This window comes from Caulobacter sp. GW821-FHT10A10, from assembly GCF_059415745.1.
Genome location: NZ_JBWKNV010000017.1, coordinates 19,168 through 37,623, shown reverse-complemented (window position 1 = coordinate 37,623; position 18,456 = coordinate 19,168). Strand labels below are relative to the sequence as shown.

Below are 18,456 nucleotides of genomic sequence, written 5' to 3'. Positions count from 1 at the left end.
ATCGTCGTCGCCGCCAACGGCATGCTCAAATCCGGACAACCCTGGCAAAGGCCCGCTTGACCCAACACGGTCGCCGGATAAGCCCTACGGGCTTTCCGGGATGACGATATGAGGGGACGCGGAAGAGGACTGTTCGCCCTCAGTCCTCTCCGCCGTCCCTCCAGCGCCAGGGCGCGTCGCTGGTCTTCCAGGCGATCCAGACAACGCCCAGGGTGGACGTGATCACCACGATCGACAGCGGAAGAGGGCGGCCCGCCAGGAGCGCGGAGGCGGCGATCAGCAGGGCCAGGTGGACGGCCAGAACGACCCAGCCCTGCCAGGCGCAGGGCAATCCCGCGCCATAGCCGAACCGCTTGACCCTGAACCACGGCTTGGCCATGGCCGCGCCTCCCCCGGTGTTTTCTTATGCTGGCAAATGTACGCCCAGTTCGCCGGCCAGGTCGCGCACGAACTGCCAGGCCACGCGGCCCGAGCGCGCGCCGCGCAGCTGCGACCATTGCAGGGCGCGGCGCTCCAGGTTCTCGACCTGCAGGCCGAAGCGCTCGGCATAGGTGTTGATCGCCGCCAGATAGGTCGGCTGGTCCATGGGCGGGAAGCCGATCCACAGGCCGAAGCGGTCGGAGACGCTCATCTCCTCCTCGGCGTTCTCGGCCGAGGCGATGGCGCCCTGGCTCTCGGCGTGGTCGCGCGGCATCAGGTGGCGGCGGTTGGAGGTCGAGACGAACAGCACGTTCTCCGGCGGACCGGCCACGCCGCCTTCCAGCGCCGACTTCAAGGCCTTGGCCGCAGCCGCGCCGTCCTCGAAAGACAGGTCGTCGCACAGCACCACGAAGCGCTCGCTCCGCACGCGCAGGGCGTCGAACAGCGGGGGCAGGGCGGCGACCTCGTCACGATCGACCTCGACCAGCTTCAGGTCCGGATATTCGGCCGTCAGGGCCATGAAGGCCGACTTGGTCAGCGAGCTCTTGCCCGTGCCGCGCACGCCCCACAGCAGCACGTGGTTGCAGGGCAGGCCGGTGGCGAAGCGGCGCAGGTTCTGGATGAAGCGGTCCTTCTGGCGCTCGATTCCCACCAGAAGCTCGATGTCCATGGCGTAGTCGGGCGCGGGCAGGAAGGCGCCCGACACCGGCTCGTGCCGGAACAGGCGCGCGCCCGAGAAGTCCGGGGCGACGGTGGCTGGCGGGGCCAGGCGCTCCAGGGCGTCGGCGATGCGGGCGAGCAGGGGCAGGGCGGCTTCGGTCATGGCCACGCTCCTTACCCCCTCGCGCTCTCATTGCAAAAGGGTGGGCGCTGCAAAAGCGCCCTCATTGCAAAAGGCAGGGTGAACGCATAGCTTCCGCCGACTTGGCGGGGGCCCTATTTCAGACGTCCCCTGCCGCTTGAAATTCTTGGAGACGTTATGCCGAGCGATCCGAACGCGTTGATCCAGGCTTTTGGCCTGCCTGTGATCCTGATCGTGTTTTTCTACTTCATGATCCTGCGCCCGCAGCAAAAGCGTCAGAAGGAACATCAGGCTACGATCAACAACCTGAAGCGCGGCGACAACGTCGTGCTGTCGAGCGGCGTGCTCGGCAAGATCGTGCGCGTCGAGGAAAAGGAAGTCGGCGTCGAGATCGCTCAGGGCGTCACCGTCAAGGTGCGCAAGGGCATGATCACCGAAGTCACGGCCAAGGGCGATCCCGCTCCGGCCAACGATCCGAAGAACTGAGTAAGATCAGGTCCAACTAGCCCGCCCTGGCGCCCCGGCGTCGTCGAGAGCCCCGTAGTCCATGCTGAGCCTATCCCGCTGGAAGATCGCCATCGTCACCTTGTCGGTGATCTTCGGCATCGTCTTCACCCTGCCGAACCTGCTGCCGCAGAAGACGCTAGACGCCCTGCCGGGATGGGTTCCCAAGCAGAAGCTGAACCTTGGCCTCGACCTCCAGGGCGGGTCGTACCTCCTGTACGAGGTCGACACCGCCGCTCTGCGCAAGGAGCGCCTGGGCAATCTGGTCGAGGACGTGCGCACCACCCTGCGTACGGCGGGAATCAGCTTCAACGGCCTGGGTGAGGCCAATGGCGTCATCTCGGTGCGGATCGACGACGGCTCGAAGGTCGCCGCGGCCGTGACGGAGCTGAACAAGCTGGGCAGCCCGCTGCAGGGCACGCTGACCAAGGACGTCATCGTCTCGACCAAGGCCGACCAGCGCATCGAGCTGAGCTTCGCGCCCGAGGCTGCCCGCGCCGACGCCGCCAAGGCCGTCGACCAGTCGATCGAGACCATCCGTCGCCGGATCGACAGCCTGGGCACCAAGGAACCGACGATCACCCGCCAGGGGACCGATCGCATCGTCATCCAGGCCGCCGGCGAAAGCGATCCCGAGCGCCTGAAGGCCGTGATCGGCAAGACCGCCAAGCTGACCTTCCAGATGGTCGACGAGTCGGTCACCCAGGAAGAAATGGCCTCGGGCCGCATGCCTCCCGGCGTGGTGATGGTGCCCAGCTCCGACGGCTACGCGCCGGCCTACGCCCTGAAGAAGCGCGCCGTGGTCTCGGGCGAGGAGCTGGTCGACGCCCAGCAGGCCTTCGACGGCCAGAGCGGCCGCCCGGTGGTGTCGTTCCGCTTCAACGGCTCGGGTTCGCGCAAGTTCGGCGACGCCACCTCGCGTAACATCGGCAAGCGTTTCGCCATCGTGCTCGATAACAAGGTGCTCTCGGCGCCCACCATCCAGACGCCGATCATCGGCGGCTCGGGCCAGATCACCGGCAACTTCACGGTCGAAAGCGCCGCGGAACTGTCGCTGCTGCTGCGCTCCGGCGCGCTGCCGGCCCAGCTGAACATCGAAGAACAACGCACCGTCGGCGCCGAACTGGGCGCGGACGCGGTCAAGGCCGGCGCCATCTCGCTGGCCATCGGTGCCGCGGCGATGTTCGTCTTCATCATCCTGGCCTACGGCCTGTTCGGCGTGTTCGCGGCCATGGCCCTGGTGGCCAACGTGCTGCTGATCGTCGGCATCATGTCGTTCACCCAGGCGACCCTGACCTTCCCGGGCATCGCCGGCCTGATCCTGACGCTGGCCGTCGCCGTCGACGCCAACGTGCTGATCTACGAGCGCATGCGCGACGAGGCGGCCGCGGGACGATCGCCGATGTCGGCCGCCGACACCGGCTACCGGCTGGCGCTGGTGTCGATCCTCGACGCCAACATCACCAGCCTGATCTCGGCCGGCATCATGTTCAGCTTCGGCTCGGGTCCGGTGAAGGGCTTCGCCTGGACCCTGGCCATCGGCGTGTTCACCTCGCTGTTCACCGCCATCATCATCACTCAAGTGCTCATCGGTTGGTGGTTCAAGGCCACCAAGCCGAAGAAGCTGCCGATCGCGTAAGGATCAAAGCTCATGGCTGCTTGGCCCCTCATCCGCCTGATCCCGCGCTCGACCCACTACCGCTTCGTGCGCTGGGCGCCCGTCGCCGCGGTTATCTCGCTCGTCCTGATCCTCGGCTCGGGCGTGTCGTTCTTCACTCAGGGCCTGAACCTGGGCATCGACTTCAAGGGCGGCGTCGCCCTTGAGGCCCGTACGCCCGCGACCGCGCCCATCGACCTGGACAAGCTGCGGGCCGTCGCCAAGTCCACCGGCGCGCACGACGTGCAGGTCCAGGGCTTCGGCGCGCCGAACTCGGCGATGGTCCGCTTCCTGCCGACCGAGGGCGGCAACGCCACCGTCGAGGCCAACCGCATCAAGAGCGAGATCATCGCCAAGTTCCCCGGCATGACCATGCCGGCGCCGACCGTCATCGGCGCCAAGGTCTCGGGCGAGCTGCTGATGGGCGGCTTCAAGGCGCTGGGCATCGCCCTGCTGCTGATGCTCGGCTACATCTGGTTCCGCTTCCAGTGGCAGTTCGGCGTCGGCGCCGTCGTGGCCGTGTTCCACGACATCATCCTGACCCTGGGCGTGCTGTCGGTGATGCAGATCGAGTTCTCTATGACCTCGGTCGCGGCCCTGCTGACGGTCATCGGCTACTCGATGAACGAAAAGGTCATCACCTTCGACCGCCTCAAGGAAAACCTGCGCAAGTACAAGTCGACGCCGCTGCGCGAGATCATCGACCTGTCGGAGAACGAGCGCCTGTCGCGGACGATCATCACCGGCTCGACGGCGCTGCTGGCGCTGGGCGGCACGATGATCTTCGGCGGCCCGGTGCTGTTCCCGCTGGTCTTCACCATGGTGTTCGGCATCATCATCGGCACCTATTCGTCGATCTACATCGCCCTGCCGATCATCCTGGTCTGGGGCCTGAAGCGCGGCGACGAGGAAGCCAAGCCGATCAAGCTCGGCGCGGCCAGCCGGCCGTGAGCCAGGGGCTTACCCCTCGTCAGCCCCCGTCGCTCGACGCCTGGGGCGGCGGCGGCTTCCGGGTCTCCGGCGTCTGGCGTCCCGGTTCGCTGCTGATCATCGACGATCAGCCGCTGGACTGGGGCGTGACGTCGCTGGCCGACCTGACGCCCGAAGCCTTCGCCCCGGTCTACGCCGCGGGCGGGGCCGTGGAGTTCGTGCTGCTGGGCGTGGGTCTCGCCAACGCCTTGCCGCCGCGTCCCGTGCGTGACGCCCTGAAGGCCGCGGGCCTGGGTCTCGAGTTCATGAGCACCGAGGCCGCCGCCCGCACCTACAACGTCCTGGCCAGCGAAGGCCGACGGCTCGCCGCGGCGCTGATCGCGGTTTAGACCCCTGATCCTCCCCCTGAAGGGGGAGGTGGCCCGAAGGGCCGGAGGGGGAAGTTCCTGCTTCCTCTCCGGCTCCTTCGACCCCAGCAATCACATCCCCCTCCGTCGGCTTCGCCGACACCTCCCCCTTCAGGGGGAGGATCATTTTCCCGACTCTGCCTATCCTGGCCGCCACACAACGGCTTCAGGGGGCTGAATTGTCCGGGATCCTCACCAATTTCCGCAGCACCATCATCGTCAGCTTCGTGCTGGCCCTGATCATGGTGTTCGGCTTCGGGCACAGCCCCAGCGGCTTCCACGGCGCCTACTGGCAGGCGGTGTTCCGCTGGCTGCACGTGCTGTTCGGCATTCTGTGGATCGGGCTGCTCTACTACTTCAACTTCGTGCAGATCCGGGTGATGCCGAGCATCCCGGCAGAGCTGAAGCCGGCGGTGACCAAGTATATCGCCCCCGAGGCCCTGTTCTGGTTCCGCTGGGCGGCCTTGGCCACCTGGCTGATGGGCATGATCGTGGCCTTCAGCCGCGGCTACCTGATGGAAGCCATGACCCTGGGCGCCTGGCACGGCTACCAGCGCGGCGTCGACATGGGCTTCACCTTCATCGGCATGGGCATGTGGCTGGCGACGGTGATGTTCTTCAACGTCTGGGGCCTGATCTGGCCGAACCAGAAGCGCGCCCTGGGCCTCGTGCCGGCCGATGACGCCACCAAGGCCAAGGCGGCCACGACCGCCATGCTGTTCTCGCGCATCAACATGCTGCTCAGCATCCCGATGCTGGTGACGATGACGATGTACCAGACGCTGTTCGGCTGATCGGCCCGACGGTTCGGATCAAGGCTCGCCCATCCGGCGGGCCTTTTTCTTTGGGTCTTACGGGGGCATAAGCCGCGCCATGTCCGCCGCCCCTGACAACCCCTACGATTCCGGCCTCGACGACCTGGTCCGCCGCATGGACCCGGATCGCTGGCTGGCCAGCCGCTTCGTCGCCGACCTAGCGGCGCGGGCCGATGTCGTGGCCCTGCTGGCCTTCAACTACGAGCTGGCGCGAGTGGCGGGCGGCGTCACTAACGCCCTGATGGGCGAGATCCGCCTGACCTGGTGGCGCGAGGCGATGGAGGAGTTGGCCGCCGGCCAGCCGCCGCGCAAGCACCCCGCCGTCGAGGCTCTGGCGGCCTCCGGCGTCGATCCCCTGGCCCTGGCGCGGATGGCGGAGGCTCGCCTCGCCGACCTGGAGGAAGTCCCCTTCACCGACGAGGCCGCCGTGCTGTTCTATCTCGACGCCACCGCCGGCGCCCTGGCTGGGCTGACGGCCCAGCGCCTCGATCCCACCGCTGATCCGGCGTCCGTGCGCGCCGCGGCCCGCGCCTACGGCCTGGCGGGCCTGTGGCGGCTGAAGCTGGCCGGCCGATCGCGCCTGCCGTTCAAGTGGACCGCCGCCGACCTCCAGGCCCGTGTGGCCGAGCAGAAGAAGGCCGCTCGCGCCGAGCTCAAGGCCCTGCCGATCGCGGCCTTCCCAGCGGTCGCCGTGGTCGCCCTGGCCGATGAGCAGGCGAGGGGGCGGCAGATGAGCGAACTCGAAAAAAAGGCCCGTCTGACCTGGTCGGTCGCGACGGGCCGGATCTGATTATTCCTCCCCCGAGCAGCGAAGCGAAACGGGGGAGGGGGACCGCGGAGCGGTGGAGGGGGCGGCGGCGCGCAAGGCGCTCTGTCACTCGCCCCCTCCGTCACGGCGCGTATTCGCGCCGCGCCACCTCCCCCGCTAAAGCGAGGGAGGAGTTTGCGTCCGAGCCTTACTTCCCCGTCCACTGGTTCAGCCAGCCCAGCACCTCGTCGTGCCACTGGACCGAGTTCTGGGCCTTCAGCACCCAGTGGTTCTCGTTGGGGAAGTACAGCAGCTTGCTGGGCACGCCCTTGCGCTGCAGGGCCGTGAAGGTGGCGATGCCTTCTTCCAGCGGCACGCGGAAGTCGTTCTGGCCCTGGACGACCAGGGTCGGCACGCTCCACTGGGCCACGTGGTCGGCCGGGTTGAACTTGGCGTAGGTGGTGTTCGGCTCCCACGGCGTTCCGCCGTTCTCCCACTCGCTGAACCACAGCTCCTCGGTCGAGTAGCCCATGAAGCGGCTGTCGAAGATGCCGTCGTGGTTCACCAGGCACTTCCAGGGCTGCTTCCACTGGCTGGCGATCCAGTTGATCATGAAGCCGCCGTACGAGCCGCCCAGGGCGCAGGCGCGGTCGGTGTCGAGGAAGCCGTACTTCTGGGTCGCGAAGGCCCAGCCCTTCTGCAGGTCTTCCAGCGGGCGGTCGCCCCAGTGCTGGCTGATGGCGTCGGTGAAGCCCTGGCCGTAGCCGGTCGAGCCGTGGAAATCGATCATCACCACGGCGTAGCCGGCGCCGGCGTAGGTCTGGGCGTTCCAGCGGTAGTGGAAGAGGTTGCCGAAGCTGCCCTGCGGACCGCCGTGGATCAGGAAGGCCACCGGATACTTCTTGGCTGGATCGAAGTTGGCCGGCTTCACCAGATAGCCGTGCACGGTCTCGTCGTTCCAGCCCTTGAAGCTGAACTGTTCGGCGTCGCCCATGGCCACGCCGTCCAGCTTGTCGGCGTTGAGGCCCGTAAGCTTGATCGGCTCGCCCTTGCCCTTCGGCGCGAGGGCGTAGAGCTGGCCGGGGGTCTTCAGGTTGTCCTGGGCGATCACGGTCTGGCCGCCGGCCATGCTGAACGCGCTGACGTGGCCCTCGCCGGTCAGGGCCACGGCCTTGCCGGTCTTGACGTCGATGGCGAACAGCTTGGTCTGACCCACGTCCTCGGCGGTCGTGTAGATGGTCTTGCCGTCGGCGCTGAAGGTGATCGACTGGGCCGAGCGGTCCCAGGCCGGGGCCACTTCACGCACCTTGCCGTTCTCGCGCACCATGATCCCGAAGCGATCGGCCTCGAAGCCCGGGCGCTTCATGGCCAGCCACGCTTCCGTCTTGCCGTCCGGCGAGAAGGTCGGCTGGGCGTCCCAGGCCTTGTTGTCTTCCGTCAGGTTGGCGGGCTTGGCCGAGCCGTCGACCGGAACCGACCACAGGTCGTAATTGGTCTGCCAGGGCTCGTCGCGCCCGGCGACCTTGGCCGAGAACACCACGGTCTTGCCGTCGGGGCTGATCGTGAAGTCCTCGTCGCCGCCGAACGGCTTGGTCGGGGCGTCGCCGTCGAAGCCGGCCATGAGCGCCGTCGCCTCGCCCGTGGCCACGCCCGAGGCGTCCAGCGTGTAGGCGTAGAGGTGGTTCTTCGTCCCGTCGTTCCAGGTGTCCCAGTGGCGGATGAACAGCTTGTCGTAGACGACGCCAGTGGTCTTCTTGGCCTTGTTGGCGTCCAGGCGCTCCTGGGTGCAGGCCAGGGTGGGGCAGTCGGGGAACACGGCTTGGCTGATCACCACGGTCTTGACGTCGGCCGACACCTTGAAGGCGCCGACGTCGAACGGGGCCTTGGTCACCTGGACGGCGGTCTCACCGTTCGCATCGGTGCGGAACACCTGGTCGGAACCGGCGCGGCCCGACAGGAAGTAGATGCTCCTGCCGTCGGCCGACCAGCGGGCGCTGGAGACGCCGCCGTCCGACACCGCCAGGCGGCGCGGGGCGATCTTGGCCTTCAGGTCGGCGACCCACAGCGAGAACGAGGCCTTGTTGGCCGGCAGGTCCATGCTGCGCACCAGATAGATCACCTGGCGGCCGTCCGGCGACACCTTGGGCTCGCTGACCCGCTCGAGCGTGACCATGTCCTTGGCGGTGAAGCCGCGGCCCTGGGCCAGGGCGGTCGGGGCGGTCGCGAAGGCGGCGAGCGAAAGGGCGAGGGCGGAGGTGGCGATGCGCAAGGTCTTGGTCATGGAAGTCGTGGTCCAGGCGGCTCTGATGCCAGAAAACGCGCGGAGCCTAGCGGCGCCTTGCGTCCGATGCCAGGGGCGAGGGCACAGGTTTCCGCCGAGGCCTGAACATGCTGCGGCGCCGTCGGAGAGCAAGGCGGAAATGGGGCGTCGAAATGGCGAAAACGCCTTATCCCACAAGGCCTTGGGTAGGTAACAATCAGAAACAGGACTTGCGTTGCTGCGGCGCGGCGAAGCTCGTAGACGGTAAATGGGGACGAATAGGCGGCCGCTAGAGCCGCTCCCAAGATAGATCAAAGGTTTCTCGTGTCGGTTTCGCCTTATCATCAGCACACGGTCGCAGGACCGGTGATCTTCGCAGGGATCGGCCTGCACACGGGCGCGCACGTGCGCGTCGCCGTGCGCCCCGCCGCCCCCGACAGCGGGATCGTCTTCGTGCGCACCGACGTCCAGGACCGCGACAACCGCGTGCCGGTTCGCGGCGACGCCGTGGTGCAGACCCAGCTTGGCACCGTCATCGCCAACGCCGCCGACGTGCGCGTCTCGACCATCGAACACCTGATGGCCGCCCTGGCCGCCCTGTCGGTCGACAACTGCGTCGTCGAACTCGACGGTCCCGAAGTGCCGATCATGGACGGCTCGTCCGAGCCCTTCGTGCAGATTCTCGACCGCGCCGGTCGCCGCCGGCAGGAAGCCGCGCGCCGCTACATCGAGATCCTGTCGCCGATCGAGGTGATCGAGGGCGACAAGCGCGCCACGCTCACGCCTGCCGAATCCTTCGAAGTGGCCTTCGAGATCGCCTTCGCCAGCAAGGCCATCGGCCGTCAGCGCGTCGATCTGGCCATCGACGAGCACAGCTTCCGCAAGGAACTGTCGAACTGCCGCACCTTTGGCTTCCTGCGCGAGGTCGAGGCCCTGCGCGACATCGGCCTGGCCCGCGGCGGCTCGATGGAGAACGCCGTGGTCATCGACGGCGACCGCGTGCTCAATCCCGAAGGCCTGCGCCGCTCGGACGAGTTCGTGCGCCACAAGGCCCTGGACGCCGTCGGCGACCTTTATGTCATCGGCGCTCCGATCCTTGGCAGGTTCGAAGGAATCCTGGCCGGACACGGCCTCAATAACGCCGCGGTTCGTGCGTTGATGGGGCAACCGCGCGCTTGGCGCTGGCGCGCCTATGCGCCGGAGCTCGCCGAAGCGGTCTGATCAATCGGGGGAACGCTCCCGCCGCTTCGGCTTTCATTTGCGCCCGCATCGACGTGGTGTAGAAGCCTTGGTTCGGCGCGGGGGCGCGCTAATGCTTCTAGGGTGAGAGAGTCCGTGCTTCGCAAAATCTCGGGACGTTCGGCCGTTTCCATCATGGCCGTGCTCGCCGCCTTGTCGGTGACCGCCTGCGCCGGCAAGCCGAAGAAGCCGACCCTCGTCTATGAGGAGCGTCCGGTCGAGTTGCTGTACTCCACCGGCTCCAGCCGCCTGGACCGCGGCAGCTGGAACGAAGCCGTCGACTACTTCCGCGAAGTGGAACGCCAGCACCCCTATTCGGAATGGTCGCGTCGATCGATCCTGATGACCGGCTACGCCCACTACATGGGCAACCAGTATTCCGACGCCATCGGCGACGCCGACCGCTTCATCTCGCTCTACCCGGGCAATCCGTCGGCCTCGTACGCCTTCTATCTGAAGGCCATCTGCTACTTCGAGCAGATCGTCGACGTGAACCGCGACCAGGCCGCCACCGAGCAGGCGCTCGCCGCCCTGCGCGACGTCGTCCAGCGCTATCCCAACAGCGAATACGCCCAGGACGCCCGCCTGAAGATCGACATGGTCAACGACCAGCTGGCCGGCAAGGAAATGGCCATCGGCCGCTGGTACCTGCGCGACGGCAAGACCCTGGCCGCCATCGGCCGCTTCAAGACCGTCGTTGACCGCCACCAGACCACCTCGCACACGCCCGAAGCCCTCTACCGCCTGGTCGAGGCCTATCTGACCCTGGGCCTCAACGAAGAGGCCAAGCGCAACGGCGCTGTGCTGGGCTACAACTTCCCGGGCGACCGCTGGTACGCCGACGCCTACAAGCTGCTGAACGACGCGGGCCTGAAGCCGGCCGTCGAGCCGCTGAAGGCCGGCAACAAGCGCAACCTGCTCGAACGCGTCCTGACCCGCGACAAGGACGCGACCCTCGCGCCTCCGGGCGAGAAGAAGAAAAAGGGCGGCCTGATGGGCGTCCTCGGGATGTAAGCAGCGACATCGGCAGAGACATCAGACAGGCGGGCCGTTGCAAAACGGCCCGTTTTTCTTTTGTTCTCAATTCGCTACCGCTCCCCCTTTGAAAAACTGCGATTCCCGGTGATCCTCGGCGCCATGCTGATCGGTCTCTCCATCCGCGACGTGGTGCTCATCGAGAGCCTCGACCTGGCCATCGGGCCGGGCCTGACCGCGCTGACCGGCGAGACCGGGGCCGGCAAGTCGATCATTCTCGACGCCCTGGGCCTGGCGACAGGCGCCCGCGCCGACGCCGGCCTGGTGCGCCGCGGGGCAGCCGGTCACGCCAGCGCCACGGCCATCTTCGCCCTGGCGCCCGACCATCCCGCCTTCGCCTATCTCGACGACAAGGGCCTGGACTACGCCCGCGACGAGGACCTGGTCCTGCGCCGCCAGCTGTCGCCCGACGGCCGTTCGCGCGCCTTCGTCAACGACCAGGCCACCAGTGTCGGCGTGCTCAAGGATCTCGGCGGGCTGCTGCTCGAGGTGCACGGCCAGCACGAGACCGTCGGCCTGCTCGACCCGCGCACCCACCGCACCCTGCTGGACGCCTATGGCCAGGTCAGCGTCGGGGCCGTGTCCTCTGCCTGGAGCGGCTGGCGCGCCGCCCGCGAGACGGCCGCCGAGCTGAAGGCTCTGTCCGACCGCGCCGCCGCCGAGACCGAGGAACTGACCCTCCGCCTGTCCGAACTCGACCGCCTCGACCCGCGCGATGGCGAAGAGGCGGCCCTGGCCGAGGAGCGGGCGCTGCTGGGCTCGGCCGAGAAGGCCCTGGCCGACATCGCCTCGGCCCAGGACGCCCTGGGCGGCGACAACCTGTCGGGCAAGCTGGCCTCGGCTTTCCGCGCCCTGGAACGCGCCCGCGACCGGGCCGCCAACGCCGGCGCGCCGGCCGACGGTCCGGCCATGACCCGCCTGGCCGCCGCCTGCGAGGCGGTCGACCGCGCTCTGGTCGAGGCCCAGGAGGCCAGCGCGGCCATCGACGCGGCCGCCGAGAGCTTCGAGTTCGAGCCCGACCGTCTGGAGAAGACCGAGGAGCGGCTGTTCGCCCTGCGCGGCATGGCCCGCAAGCTCAACGTGCTGGTCGAGGACCTGCCGGCCGTTCGCGCCGACTTCGCCGCCCGACTGCAGGCCATCGAGACCTCTGGCGAAGCCCTGGTCGCCGCCGAGGCCCAGGCCGCCGAGGCCCGCGAGGCCTATCTCTACGCCGCCGAGGCCCTGTCGGCCGAGCGCCGCGCCGCCGGCGACCGCCTGGCCAAGGCCGTCGAGGCCGAGCTTGGCCCGCTGAAGCTGGAAAAGGCCCGCTTCCGCGTCGCCCTTGATGCGCTCGACGAGGACAAGGCCGGTCCGACGGGCCTCGACCGTATCGCCTTCGAGATCTCGACCAACCCCGGCGCGCCGTTCGGCCCGATGGAGGCCATCGCCTCGGGTGGCGAACTGGCCCGCTTCGCCCTGGCCCTGAAGGCCGCGCTGGCAGCCAAGGGCGGCGGTCCGCAGCCTTTGATGATCTTCGACGAAGTCGACCAGGGCGTCGGCGGGGCCGTGGCCGACGCCGTGGGCCTGCGTCTCAAGCGCCTGGCTTCCAACGCCCAGGTGCTGGTCGTCACCCACTCGGCCCAGGTCGCCGCCCGCGGCGACGCCCACTGGCGCATCTCCAAGTCCGGCGACGACACCTCCACCCGGACGAAGGTCGAACCCCTGTCGCCCGCCGAGCGCGAGGAAGAGATCGCCCGGATGCTGTCGGGCGCGGAAGTCACCGAAGCCGCGCGCGCCGCGGCGCGGGCGCTGATCGGCTAGCGCCGAGAACCCCCTCCGGCCCTCTGGGCCACCTCCCCCAGAGGGGGAGGATTTAGCAAGTCAGCGGATCAAGATGCTCCCCCTCTGGGGGAGCTGTCGCGAAGCGACTGAGGGGGAACCTCTCCTCGTGGGGGAGGCGGCCGAAGGCCGGTGGGGGGACGTTTTCAGCTTCCGCCGAATAGGCCGGTCTCCCAGCCACGCCCCCCACCGATCGCTTCGCGATCACCTCCCCCACCGGGGGAGGTTCCTTCACTACAGATCCAGATCATCCGCCGCGAAGGCCGCGTTCTCCTGGATGAACTTGAAGCGCAGCTCGGGCTTGCGGCCCATCAGGGTCTCGACCAGATCCTCGACGGTCTCCTCGTGGCGCGGCAGGGTCACGCGCGCCAGGGTGCGGACCGCCGGGTCCATGGTGGTTTCCTTCAGCTGCGAGGCCATCATCTCGCCCAGACCCTTGAACCGGCCGATCTCGGGCTTCTTGCCCTTGAACATGGTGGCCAGCAGCTCGTCCTTGTGGGCGTCGTCGCGGGCGTATTCGGTCTTGCCGCCATGGCTGATGCGGTAGAGCGGCGGCAGGGCCAGATACAGCCGCCCGGCGCGGATCAGGTCCGGCATGGTGCGGTAGAAGAAGGTGATCAGCAGCGAGGCGATGTGGGCGCCGTCGACGTCGGCGTCGGTCATGATGATGATCCGCTCGTAGCGCAGATCCTCTTCACGGTACTTGTTGCCGCCCTGGGCTCCCAGGGCCAGCATCAGGTCCGACAGTTCCTTGTTGGCCGTGAACTTCTCGCCCGAGGCCGAGGCTACGTTCAGGATCTTGCCGCGCAGGGGCAGGATCGCCTGGTTCTTGCGGTTGCGGGCCTGCTTGGCCGAGCCGCCGGCCGAGTCGCCTTCGACGATGAAGAGTTCGGCGCCGTCCACCGCGCCGCCGGCGCAGTCGGCCAGCTTGCCCGGCAGGCGCAGCTTGCGGGTCGCCGAGGCGCGGGAGACTTCCTTGTCCTTGCGGCGCTTCAGGCGCTCTTCGGCGCGCTCGACCACGAACTCCAGCAGGGCCTGGGCGGCCTTGGGGCTGGCGGTCAGCCACAGGTCGAACGGGTCGCGCAGGGCGTTTTCGACGAAGCGCTGGGCCTCGGTCGTCGACAGCTTTTCCTTGGTCTGGCCCTGGAACTCGGGGTTTTTGATGAACACCGAGATCAGCGCGCCGGCCTGGGCCACCACGTCGTCGGCGGTGATGATCGCGCCGCGCTTCTCGCCCTTGAGTTCCGCATAGGCCTTGAGGCCGCGGGTCAGGGCGGCGCGGAAGCCGCTTTCGTGCGTGCCGCCCTCGGGGGTCGGCACGGTGTTGCAGTACGACTGCATGAAGCCGTCGTGTTCGCCAAAGCCGCGCGGGGTCCAGGTCACGGCCCATTCGACCGCGCCGGCCTCGCCCTGGCGCTCGATACGGCCCGAGAAGCTGGTCGGGGTGACCGTCTCCAGCCCCTTGGTGCGCTCGGCCAGGAAGTCGGCCAGGCCATTGGGGAAGTGGAAGGTCGCCTCGGGCGGGGTCTGGTCGTGGATGCGCTCGGGGGCGCAGGACCATTTGATCTGCACGCCGCGGAACAGATAGGCCTTCGACCGGGTCATTCGGTAGAGGCGCGCCGGCTTGAAGGCGCAGCCCTCGCCGAAGATCTGCTCGTCGGGCTTGAAGCGCACCATGGTGCCGCGCTTCTTGCTGGGCTGGATCTTCTCGACCGGGCCCAGCGGCTTGCCGCGCGCGAAGCTCTGACGGTGCTCGAAGCCGTCGCGCCAGACCGTCACCTCGACCAGTTCCGACAGGGCGTTGACGACGCTGGCGCCGACGCCGTGCAGGCCGCCCGAGGTCTCGTAGGCCTTGCCGCTGAACTTACCGCCCGCGTGCAGGACGGTCATGATGACTTCCAGCGCCGACTTGCCCGGATGCTTGGGGTGGGGATCCACCGGCATGCCGCGGCCGTCGTCCTTGACCGACAGATAGCCGTCGGCGTCGAGCTTGACCTCGATCAGCTTGGCGAAGCCGGCCACGGCCTCGTCCATCGAGTTGTCGAGCACTTCGGCGAACAGGTGGTGCAGGGCCCGCTCGTCGGTGCCGCCGATGTACATGCCCGGACGCATGCGCACGGGCTCCAGGCCTTCCAGCACCTCGATCGAGCTCGCGTCGTATCCGCCCGACGAAGGCGGTGCGGCCGCGGGCTCGGCCTTGCCCGGAGGGGGCGGAGGCGGCGGCTGCGGCTTGGGCTCGGGATGGGGTTCGCGGGCGGGCAGGGGCGGGGCGCTCGGCGGCGCCAGGGCGTCGTCGTCGAACAGCGAAAACAGCGAGTTGGGGTCTTTGGAAGACATCGGATGATTTTGCGGCGATTCGGGAGTCTCGCCCCGTATGACCCGTGGCCGCCCCCAAGGAAAGCGTCGCCATGTGCGCGGCTGCACGTTTTCGGCGCGCATACAAGCTTAACAACTATCACGTGTATTTGGCTTGTCTTGCCTCAGGGTTGATTCGATCGTCCCGCCACCGGCCCATGGGGCGGCCGGTTCCAAAGGGAGAAACGTCATGAGCACCGTGGAAGCGACGGCTGGCGTCGACGAATTCACCACCACCGACTGCGGCTCCACCAACGGCACGGCCAACGGCAATCTGTCGGTCGGCGACGCCGTGTCGATCAACGGCAGCCTCGACCTCAGTTCCTGCATCGTCGGCAACAGCGAGGGCAGGGTCTACGGCATCCGGCTGGTGCCCAATTCCGGCATCTACAGCTACCGCGTCGACGTCGACGCCCAGGGACCGGCCGGCATCGGCTCGGGCAGCATCAACCTGGCCTTCACCGACAAGACCGGCGACACCTACAAGCTGGCCATCACCAGCAGCCGGCGCTCGGAGCACACCGTCTCCTACAACAGCGACAACCCGACCATCGTGAAGATCACCTGGTCGACCTGACGCCGGCGAGGCTCCGCCGGCCGGCTGGTCCGGCGGGGCCGTTCGCGCTTTCGGGTCGCGGCGCGCGGGACTAGGCTCCTGGCGCGCGACGTTCCGGCCCCGGCCGGCGATCGGCGCACGGTTCAAGCTTTCCATCGTATCTGGCCAAAGCGTCTGGATTTCACGAGGCGTCCCGCGAAGCGACGCCCGAAACGGGAGAGTGTCGATGCGTGCGTTGCTGACGCCGGCGGTCTGCGCCGGTCTTTTGGCCCTGGCCGCGCCCGGCCTGGCGGCGGCCGACACCGGCTACGCGGCCGTCTGGCGACCGGGAAACGGCGCCCAGTGGTGGCGCTCGGGCATGACGCTCGACCAGTTCAAGGCCCAGGACAAGACCCACTTCGACAACGGCCTGCGTCTGCAGTCGGTGTCGGTGAAGGGCGGCCGCTACGCCGCGATCTGGCGTCCCGGAAGCGGAACCCAGTGGTGGCGTTCGGGCATGACGCTGGACGAGCTGAAGGCCCAGGACACCACCTATTTCAACCAGGGCCTGCGCCTGTTCGCGCTGGAGCTCGACGGCGGCCGCTTCACCGCGGTCTGGCGGCCGGGAAGCGGCGCCCAGTGGTGGCGCACGGGCATGACCGTCGACCAGTTCAAGGCCCAGGACACGACCCACTTCAACAACGGCCTGCGCCTTTCGCTGCTGGAGGTCGACGGCGGTCGCTACACCGCCGTCTGGCGGCCGGGATCCGGCGCCCAATGGTGGCGGTCGGGCATGACCGGGGCCGAGATCGAGGCCCAGGACCAGACCTATTTCAACCAGGGCTTCCGCCTGACCGCCCTGGCCGTCGATGGCGACCGCTACGCCGCCGTCTGGCGGCCGGGCTCGGGAACCCAGTGGTGGAGCCGCCGGCGCTGCGTGGTCGACTTCAAGACCGAGGACGCCGCCCGTTTCGCGGGCGGCCTGCGGATGGACTTCATCGAGCAGGAGGACGACGCCGTCGGCGCCTACCGCTATCCGTGGAAGGCCGGCGACACCCGCAATGTCGGCCAGGGCAACAACAATCCGGGCGGCTCGCACAACGGCAGCCAGGCCTTCGCCTTCGATTTCTCGATGCCGGCCGGCACCCAGATCCGGGCGGTGCGCGGCGGCACGGTCGAGTGGCTACAGGAAGGCCAGACCGCCACCTACAACCCCAACGCCCCGACCACGCCCAGCAACACCCCGTTCGCGAACGGCAGCCTGCAGAACTGGGGCAACGCCGTGCGCATCCGCCATCCCGGCGGCTTCACCAGCTGGTACTTCCACATCCAGCCCAACGGCGTGCTGGTGAAGGTCGGCGACACCGTCCAGCGCGGCCAGCCAATCGCCACCTCCGGCAACACCGGCCGAACCTCCGGCCCGCACCTGCACTTCCAGGTTCAGGCGGACTCGACCAACTGGGGCCAGTCGGTGGCGATCACCTTCAACGACTGCGACGTGCCCACCGGCGGCGACAGCGTGACGTCGAACAACGTCTGGCCGTAGGGGCGCTGTCGGTCGGGGCCGGAGGAACCGTGCCGGGCAGTCGTCCTGGCGCGCCTCAGGTCAGTTGCGTGGCCGCAAGCCCGGCGTCGAGCTCCGAGGCTGCGTCGACGCGCGAGGTGGGTTGCGATGACAGGACGACGCCCCCGGGGGTCATCAGGGTCAGCTGATTGATGGCGATATAGAGGATGAGGTCGTCCTCGATCGATGCGGGGGGCAGGTTCGACAGATCGACCCTCGCCTGGATATTGTAGCTGTCCCACAGGACCGATAGCAGGGTTGGCCCGTCGCCAGCGAACGTCGGAGTGGTCAGGGCTTCGCCATGATAGACCCTGGGAACGGCCAGCGAGACGGGGGCGTAGAGGTTGGCCGGCGACATCGACCAGCCGGATATCGAGCCGGCGTACAGGCCGTTCAGACTGAGTTGGTTGATGGTCTCGCTGTAGGCGTTGAAGCAGTAGACCTTGCCTGGCATCGATCACCTCCTGGCGTGCGTTGCGCATCTTGATGGTAAGGCGGCGCTTGTTTCAACTTTGAACTGTTTACAATTTTTCGGAGAGCTTGAGCGAGGGCTGGCGCGACGCTCCCCGGTACGCCGATCGCATGCAGGCTTGGCTGGCCATGTAGGATCAGCGGGTCCGGTTCGTCGACTGATCGCGACCGAGGTTTCGCGACCTCAGGCAGCGCGGGCCGCGATCCCTGCCAGAGCGCGGCGTTCGATGCTGGCGGCGAACAGCGGCGTCTCGCGGCTGTTGTGGTCGCCGCCGTCGCGCTGGCGGGCGTCGGCGGCGTCCTCGAACGGCGTGCCGTGCTTGTCGATGAAGTCGAGGAAGGCCTGGGTCGGGTGGGCCACGACGCTGTTGGTGTATTCGCAGGTCCGCTCGTCGATCTTCCGGGCGCTGAGCGTCCAGATCACCTGCACGCGCGTGCGGCCGTTCGGGGTGAAGGCGTCGGAGGTCGAGACCATCCGGCACAGGGTCGGGGTGGCGACCTCGGCGACGTAGTGCTGGACCATCAGGGTCTGGCCGATCATCTCGACATTGATCGACATGCGCTTGCCGTCGTCGGTGAAGGTAGCGCCGGCCGAGATGTGGTCCGGGGCGCAGCAGCGCTGGTATTCGGCCTCGGGCAGGTTGAACAGCCAGTCGGCGATGTCGATCGCCTCGATCGGGGCGTTGATGATCGCGGTGTAGGCCGAGGCCGACAGCTGCTTGTCCGTGATGATGATGTCCGACATGGCTGGCTCCTGTTGGTTCCGACGGGGAGGACGTCGGATGACGCCCGACTGTCGGTCCTGAGGGCTCAGGCGGGATAGCTATCCATAGGTCGCGCACGTGAGGGCGTGGGGAGGGGGCGCCTAGACCAAGGTGCATGGCCGATCGCGCCGT

The 18,456-nt window shown here is 68.0% G+C and carries 17 protein-coding genes and 1 pseudogene; 12 read left to right on the top strand and 6 right to left on the bottom strand.

Going from position 1 to position 18,456, the window contains the following annotated elements:
- Nucleotides 1-139 precede the first annotated feature (139 nt).
- Together AC07NS_RS26570 and AC07NS_RS26565 are read right to left on the bottom strand one after the other, a co-directional pair.
- A complete protein-coding gene (locus AC07NS_RS26570; RefSeq protein ID WP_487288824.1) occupies nucleotides 140-379 on the bottom strand; it encodes a hypothetical protein in 240 nt (79 codons plus the stop codon).
- Nucleotides 380-403: 24 nt separating this feature from the next.
- A complete protein-coding gene (locus AC07NS_RS26565; RefSeq protein ID WP_494608209.1) occupies nucleotides 404-1,243 on the bottom strand; it encodes an ATP-binding protein in 840 nt (279 codons plus the stop codon).
- A 156-nt stretch (nucleotides 1,244-1,399) separates the two neighbouring features.
- Here AC07NS_RS26565 and yajC point away from each other — a divergent pair, with 156 nt between their 5' ends.
- The 7 genes and pseudogenes from yajC to AC07NS_RS26530 all read left to right on the top strand — a co-directional run.
- Nucleotides 1,400-1,708, top strand: coding sequence for a preprotein translocase subunit YajC (yajC, locus tag AC07NS_RS26560; protein ID WP_110121805.1), 309 nt, complete (start codon nucleotides 1,400-1,402; stop codon nucleotides 1,706-1,708).
- Nucleotides 1,709-1,769: 61 nt separating this feature from the next.
- Complete coding sequence (secD, locus tag AC07NS_RS26555; RefSeq protein WP_494608207.1) at nucleotides 1,770-3,365, top strand: protein translocase subunit SecD; 1,596 nt, start codon at nucleotides 1,770-1,772, stop codon at nucleotides 3,363-3,365.
- Nucleotides 3,366-3,377: 12 nt separating this feature from the next.
- Nucleotides 3,378-4,334 carry a protein translocase subunit SecF gene (gene secF / locus AC07NS_RS26550; RefSeq protein WP_494608205.1) on the top strand — a complete coding sequence of 319 codons (957 nt, stop codon included), beginning with the start codon at nucleotides 3,378-3,380 and terminating at the stop codon, nucleotides 4,332-4,334.
- Nucleotides 4,331-4,702 carry an Mth938-like domain-containing protein gene (locus AC07NS_RS26545; protein ID WP_494608203.1) on the top strand — a complete coding sequence of 124 codons (372 nt, stop codon included), beginning with the start codon at nucleotides 4,331-4,333 and terminating at the stop codon, nucleotides 4,700-4,702. The genes secF and AC07NS_RS26545 overlap by 4 nt, the downstream gene beginning before the upstream one ends.
- Before the next feature lie 197 nt (nucleotides 4,703-4,899).
- On the top strand, nucleotides 4,900-5,514 hold the full coding sequence (locus AC07NS_RS26540) for a urate hydroxylase PuuD (RefSeq protein WP_494608201.1): 615 nt from the start codon (nucleotides 4,900-4,902) through the stop codon (nucleotides 5,512-5,514).
- 79 nt (nucleotides 5,515-5,593) lie between these two features.
- Nucleotides 5,594-6,325: a squalene/phytoene synthase family protein gene (locus tag AC07NS_RS26535; protein WP_494608199.1), complete on the top strand. Its 732-nt coding sequence runs from the start codon at nucleotides 5,594-5,596 to the stop codon at nucleotides 6,323-6,325.
- Between the two features lie 25 nt (nucleotides 6,326-6,350).
- Nucleotides 6,351-6,464 (top strand): annotated as a pseudogene (locus tag AC07NS_RS26530) (hypothetical protein); the annotation flags it as partial.
- A 27-nt stretch (nucleotides 6,465-6,491) separates the two neighbouring features.
- On the opposite strand, the gene AC07NS_RS26525 reads toward AC07NS_RS26530, so the two are convergent.
- Nucleotides 6,492-8,564 (bottom strand): S9 family peptidase, encoded by a 2,073-nt coding sequence (locus AC07NS_RS26525; protein WP_494608197.1) that lies wholly within the window; start codon nucleotides 8,562-8,564, stop codon nucleotides 6,492-6,494.
- 303 nt (nucleotides 8,565-8,867) lie between these two features.
- Between AC07NS_RS26525 and lpxC the strand changes: the two genes are divergently transcribed.
- From lpxC to recN, 3 genes are all read left to right on the top strand, one after another.
- The gene (lpxC, locus tag AC07NS_RS26520; protein ID WP_494608195.1) at nucleotides 8,868-9,764 is read left to right on the top strand and encodes a UDP-3-O-acyl-N-acetylglucosamine deacetylase; all 897 of its coding nucleotides are present in this window, start codon (nucleotides 8,868-8,870) and stop codon (nucleotides 9,762-9,764) included.
- A gap of 102 nt (nucleotides 9,765-9,866) precedes the next feature.
- Nucleotides 9,867-10,796: an outer membrane protein assembly factor BamD gene (locus AC07NS_RS26515; RefSeq protein ID WP_494608193.1), complete on the top strand. Its 930-nt coding sequence runs from the start codon at nucleotides 9,867-9,869 to the stop codon at nucleotides 10,794-10,796.
- A 123-nt stretch (nucleotides 10,797-10,919) separates the two neighbouring features.
- Nucleotides 10,920-12,617 carry a DNA repair protein RecN gene (recN, locus tag AC07NS_RS26510; RefSeq protein ID WP_494608215.1) on the top strand — a complete coding sequence of 566 codons (1,698 nt, stop codon included), beginning with the start codon at nucleotides 10,920-10,922 and terminating at the stop codon, nucleotides 12,615-12,617.
- Nucleotides 12,618-12,869: 252 nt separating this feature from the next.
- On the opposite strand, the gene parE is transcribed toward recN, so the two are convergent.
- Nucleotides 12,870-14,972, bottom strand: a complete 2,103-nt coding sequence (gene parE, locus AC07NS_RS26505) for a DNA topoisomerase IV subunit B (RefSeq protein ID WP_494608191.1) — start codon at nucleotides 14,970-14,972, stop codon at nucleotides 12,870-12,872.
- 208 nt (nucleotides 14,973-15,180) lie between these two features.
- On the opposite strand from parE, the gene AC07NS_RS26500 reads away from it, so the two are divergent.
- Both AC07NS_RS26500 and AC07NS_RS26495 read left to right on the top strand, forming a co-directional pair.
- The gene (locus AC07NS_RS26500; protein ID WP_494608189.1) at nucleotides 15,181-15,567 is read left to right on the top strand and encodes a hypothetical protein; all 387 of its coding nucleotides are present in this window, start codon (nucleotides 15,181-15,183) and stop codon (nucleotides 15,565-15,567) included.
- Nucleotides 15,568-15,772: 205 nt separating this feature from the next.
- Nucleotides 15,773-17,071, top strand: coding sequence for a peptidoglycan DD-metalloendopeptidase family protein (locus AC07NS_RS26495; RefSeq protein WP_494608187.1), 1,299 nt, complete (start codon nucleotides 15,773-15,775; stop codon nucleotides 17,069-17,071).
- A 55-nt stretch (nucleotides 17,072-17,126) separates the two neighbouring features.
- Here the strand turns inward: AC07NS_RS26495 and AC07NS_RS26490 are convergent, their stop codons facing one another.
- Together AC07NS_RS26490 and AC07NS_RS26485 are read right to left on the bottom strand one after the other, a co-directional pair.
- Nucleotides 17,127-17,543, bottom strand: coding sequence for a hypothetical protein (locus tag AC07NS_RS26490; protein WP_494608185.1), 417 nt, complete (start codon nucleotides 17,541-17,543; stop codon nucleotides 17,127-17,129).
- 201 nt (nucleotides 17,544-17,744) lie between these two features.
- A complete protein-coding gene (locus AC07NS_RS26485; protein ID WP_494608184.1) occupies nucleotides 17,745-18,305 on the bottom strand; it encodes a hypothetical protein in 561 nt (186 codons plus the stop codon).
- Nucleotides 18,306-18,456 lie beyond the last annotated feature (151 nt).